Here is a 4,600-nt window from a genome sequence, read left to right as displayed (position 1 = left end):
CGGCTGGCAATTCGAGCCGACGCTGAATTCGCAGGCGGCCAACGATGCGAGCTATGATTTCCGATTGATGATCGAGCCCGGTGCAATCTTGCTGCCCGGCTTCCAGTTCGACAAGGCGCGCGCGGTTCAAATCAGAAGTCGGCACGAGCGTGTTCTCAGCACGCTATCGCCAAACATGTCAGAGCTTTTTCGGCTGGATGAGGAATTTCATCAGTTCATCGCTGAATGCTCAAGAAATGCGTTCGTCATCACCGCGATAACGCAGCAAAACAAGCTAAGGCGCCTCCTGGAATATCGGTCCTTGATCGACATGGGCCGTCTCAATGCTTCCTGTTTGGAGCATATCGAAATCCTCGATGCGCTTGAGCGCGGCAACCGCGAGCTCGCGGCGGCGGCCATGACCCTGCACCTGACAAAGGCAAAAGCGTCGGCGCCATCGTTCAGGACGTGAATGTGAAAAAAACTGCGTCAACTTGGCATCCACGTTTGGATGCCGAAGGACGTCGGTGCTTGCTTTGATTTCGGCAGATGCCGCAATAAGTGGGAGGTAGCACGTGGCACAAGCTTTTCAACTGCTCGGTGAAGACGAAGGTAAACCTGTTTGGGTCGAGAATTCGGAAGCGCGCGGCGAGATTGTCATTGTTTGCGAGCACGGGGCGAACCTCATACCGAAACGGCTGGGGACGCTCGGCCTGGAACGCGAAGTCCTTCAGCGGCATATCGCGTGGGATCCAGGTGCGCTGGCCCTCGCTCGCCGGCTCGCGGCATCGTTGGATGCCGAGTTGTATCATCAGCGATTTTCGCGCCTGGTCTATGACTGCAATCGGCCGCCGGAAGCGGAGTCCGCAACTCCCTCAAAGAGCGAGATCTACAGCATTCCGGGCAATATCGGGATCCGGCCGGACGAGCGAAACGCCCGCATCGAGGAAATCTATCGGCCGTTCCGAGATGGCCTGTCGTCGCTAATCCAGCGACGGGCTGCGGCCGGCCGGGCGACCATGTTGGTTACGGTGCATAGTTTCACTCCCGTGTATTTCGGCAAGACTCGAGATGTGGAGGTCGGAATTCTCCATGATCGCGATAGTCGGCTGGCTGACGCGATGATCGCGCGGGCCGATCGGATGCAGACAAATTACGTTGTCCGCCGCAACGAACCATATGGCCCCGCAGACGGCGTCACCCACACTCTTGTCGAACATGGCCTCGCCAACGGCCTGCCAAACGTCATGATCGAAGTTCGCAACGACCTTCTTGGCGATGAGGATGGCCAGACTGCCATGGCTGCCTTCTTGACCAACTTGATCAAGGAAGGACGCGCCGTTTTGTGAGGCGCAATCCGGCTGCGCTGCCTGCCCGCTCGCGGCAAGCGATGCGGGGTACATCTCCAGTGCCCATCAAAGGATGAAATCATGCACATGATCCAATGTGTGTCCCCGGTCGACGGATCAATATTCGCGGAACGTCCGGCGCTTTCGGCTGAAGAGGCCGGCAAGGCAGTTTCGCGAGCCCGCCAAGCCCAGCGGGCCTGGGCAAGGCGGCCGTTGGAAGAGCGCGTGCAGCTTGTGCTGAAAGGTGCCTCTCGTCTCAATGAGATGTCCGATGTAGTTGTGCCTGAGCTAGCCTGGCAGATGGGGCGGCCGGTGAAGTATGGGGGCGAGTTCAGGGGCTTCAACGAGCGCTCCAACTATGTCGCTTCAATCGCAGCTGACGCCCTCGCTCCAATCTTGGTAGAGGCGAATTCTCGCTTCGAGAGGCGAATCGAACGTGAGCCCCAGGGTGTCGTGTTGGTGGTCGCGCCGTGGAACTACCCTTACATGACGGCCATCAATTCCGTGGCACCTGCGCTGATGGCCGGCAATGTCGTGCTGCTGAAGCACGCGAGCCAAACCTTGCTAGTGGGCGAACGTCTGGTGCAGGCTTTCATTGAAGCGGGAATACCGGATGACGTCTTCCAGAACGTGTTCCTGGACCACGACACAACGTCGAGCCTAATCGCTGCCCGTAGTTTCGACTTCGTCAACTTTACAGGGTCCGTCGAGGGTGGTCGCTCAATCGAGCGGGCCGCCGCCGGCACCTTTACGGGACTTGGCCTCGAGCTCGGCGGCAAGGACCCCGGCTACGTTATGGAGGACGCAGATCTGGATGCCGCCGTCGACACGCTGATGGATGGCGCGACTTATAATTCGGGACAGTGTTGCTGCGGCATCGAACGCATCTATGTGCATGAAGCACTCTATGAAGACTTCGTCGATAAGGCCGTGGCTTGGGTGTCAAATTACAAGCTCGGCAATCCACTCGACCCGGAAACTACGCTCGGACCAATGGCCCACAAGCGTTTCGCCAATGTGGTGCGACAGCAGATCGCCGAGGCTTTGGCCAGTGGCGCAAGAGCGCTCGTCGATCCCAGCCTTTTCCCTCAGGACGACGGCGGTGCGTATCTCGCTCCGCAGATTCTGGTCGACGTCGACCATTCAATGGCCTTCATGCAGGAAGAAACCTTTGGTCCGGCGGTTGGCATCATGAAGGTAAAGGGCGATGCCGAGGCCCTGGCGCTGATGAACGACAGCCGCTTCGGACTAACGGCCTCTCTCTGGACCAAAGACGTCGAGCGAGCGGCGCGCCTCGGCCGGGACATCGAGACGGGCACCGTCTTTATGAACCGCGCTGACTATCTTGACCCGGCGCTTTGCTGGACCGGAGTCAAGGAAACGGGCCGGGGCGGTTCGCTTTCTGCGATCGGCTTCCATAATCTGACCAGGCCCAAGTCGTATCACCTCCGTAAGTCTCTCTGACCTAAGGTTCGTTCGATCCTAAAGATCGCTCCCAAGGATTTGGTGATGGGCACGTTGCTCGTCAGCGGGTCCTCGGGGAGCACAAGGCCTAGAACTTTTGAAACGTCAACGGCCGCAGGGAACACTGGACAGCGAGCGTCGTCGCCACTCATGGATATCCGAGCGTTGGCCGGTTTTCTTGGAGGTCGCCCGGATGCTGCCCCTGCCTGCGAGTGGTCTCAGTTCATTGCATGCTGAAGTCTTCGGCGACTGTAAGTTCTTCCGACTCGGCGAGACGCATCTTTCCCTCTCGGAGCAACTGGAGGTCGTCATGCATGTGAATGAATGTCTCATCCATCGACATCTGGAGATGGATACGCATCAGGGACGCTCCAACCTGCCGATTGCCTTCCAGGAGCGCAGCGATGATCCTCCGATGCTCGATCATCGATTGTCGCAGGCGGTCGATGCGGGTGAAGCCAATATATTCCGTAACGCGGCGAATGTTGTTCTGACGCTCGATGGCACTTACCAACTCGCCCGTTTGGGCACCTTGAGCGACCACGCTATGAAATCGGGCATCCAGATCAAAAAGCCGCCGACGATCCATCTGCAGCACATCCTTAATCGCTGCCACATGCTCGTCGTCGATATCCCGAAGCGCCTCCGCGTCCATTTGGTAGCTGTCTGCGAGAATGCCCGCTGGCTCGATAATCTGTCGGAACCGATAGCTGTCAGCAATCGCTGGCGGACTCACATCCGCGAAAACCCAGCCGCGCCCCGGCATCGGTTCCACCAGGTGGTCTCGTGTGAGGCGGCGCAGGGTTGAGGCAAGGACTCCGTTCGGCACTGAATAGCGTTGCATCAGCGCTCGCTCGCTGAAAACGGAACTCAACTCCCCGGTGGCCATGTCGCGCATGACACGTTCGTCAAGGAGCTCGTCGGATTCACTGTTTCCGCTTTGAAGGAGCAATGCGGGATCCTTGACGACAAAACCTTTGCGCGGCTCAAACTGGAGAGCTCCTTCGGCTTCGAGCTTCTGAAGCACATGGCGTACCGGCGTCCTCGAGACACCGAGCTGCTCAGCCACTTCTGCCTCGTTTATTCGATCGCCGGACTGGAAATCCCCACCCAACTTCAAACGAAGCTGCTCCAAAAGGCGGACTTGAAGTGGGGTCTGCATGCCTGTCTCCCAAGACTATGAATTGCGTTTTACATGCCAAAAAAACTTCTGTCTAATCGATTCCAGTCGCCGATAGCCGCAAATCGACCATATAGTTCGAGAACGCCAGTCAGTCAGAGTGGAATGCGCCCTCGGTCAAGCTGCTGCTGTTGTATGATTTGCAGTCAGCGAAATAGGCCGCCCGTCGTCGATTTTCTTCTGCACAGGCATTCGGGTCATCTGCAAATCGGCAAGTGAATAAGCGGCTTGCGGAGGCTTAAAGCCTAGCTCCGCAAAGACCGTCGGTCAGTCGTAGCTCATCGACGGCAGCGCAATTGCGCAAACTTCGTCACGGTTTTGCCTTCCTGGTTTGGGCTCCCAAAGCCCCTGCAAAGCGATGCCGGAAGGAACATGAAAGCGTCGCCCCGGTTGGGCAGCAGGCGATCGTCTGCGTGCGCGCCGTTTCGGCTGGCGCGGTTGCACGTTCTCCTCGGGCGTTGTCGCGAAACGGCGGGTGACGGATATTGACTTCGTGCATTTTGAGCCATACAAATACAATTGTGGAAGCCGAAAGGCGACAGGAGGCTGTGGCGTGGCGGCGGTCGGATTTAGATGTCGAATGCCCCATCTGCGCAGGCAGGCAGTTGGCTTGGAACCTTTTGGCAGA

At 58.0% G+C, this 4,600-nt stretch carries 5 protein-coding genes; 3 read left to right on the top strand and 2 right to left on the bottom strand.

The annotated features are described in order from the left end of the window. From ACODTY_RS23380 to ACODTY_RS23370, 3 genes are all read left to right on the top strand, one after another. A partial coding sequence (locus ACODTY_RS23380; protein WP_488996569.1) for a GntR family transcriptional regulator occupies nucleotides 1–451 on the top strand: 451 nt, incomplete at its 5' end. Nucleotides 452–554: 103 nt separating this feature from the next. Further along, nucleotides 555–1,328 (top strand): N-formylglutamate amidohydrolase, encoded by a 774-nt coding sequence (locus ACODTY_RS23375; protein ID WP_488996568.1) that lies wholly within the window; start codon nucleotides 555–557, stop codon nucleotides 1,326–1,328. Between the two features lie 81 nt (nucleotides 1,329–1,409). Then, entirely contained in the window at nucleotides 1,410–2,792 is a 1,383-nt protein-coding gene (locus ACODTY_RS23370; protein WP_488996567.1) for an aldehyde dehydrogenase family protein, read from the top strand. Nucleotides 2,793–3,015: 223 nt separating this feature from the next. Here ACODTY_RS23370 and ACODTY_RS23365 read toward each other — a convergent pair whose 3' ends face one another. Beyond that, a complete protein-coding gene (locus ACODTY_RS23365) occupies nucleotides 3,016–3,954 on the bottom strand; it encodes a GntR family transcriptional regulator (RefSeq protein ID WP_488996566.1) in 939 nt (312 codons plus the stop codon). Between the two features lie 285 nt (nucleotides 3,955–4,239). Then, the coding region (locus ACODTY_RS23360; protein WP_488996565.1) for a hypothetical protein at nucleotides 4,240–4,600 on the bottom strand (361 nt) is incomplete at its 5' end.

The sequence above is a fragment of the Mesorhizobium sp. FG116 genome, assembly GCF_057809835.1.
The sequence above is the reverse complement of the archived record's forward strand: the minus strand, read 5'-3'. Positions and strand labels throughout refer to the sequence as shown.

Bases quoted from the DNA above. Each gene is read 5' to 3' on its own strand.
- ACODTY_RS23370 (WP_488996567.1), top strand. From the start codon at position 1,410: ATGCACATGATCCAATGTGTGTCCCCGGTCGACGGATCAATATTCGCG.
- ACODTY_RS23365 (WP_488996566.1), bottom strand. From the start codon at position 3,954: ATGCAGACCCCACTTCAAGTCCGCCTTTTGGAGCAGCTTCGTTTGAAG.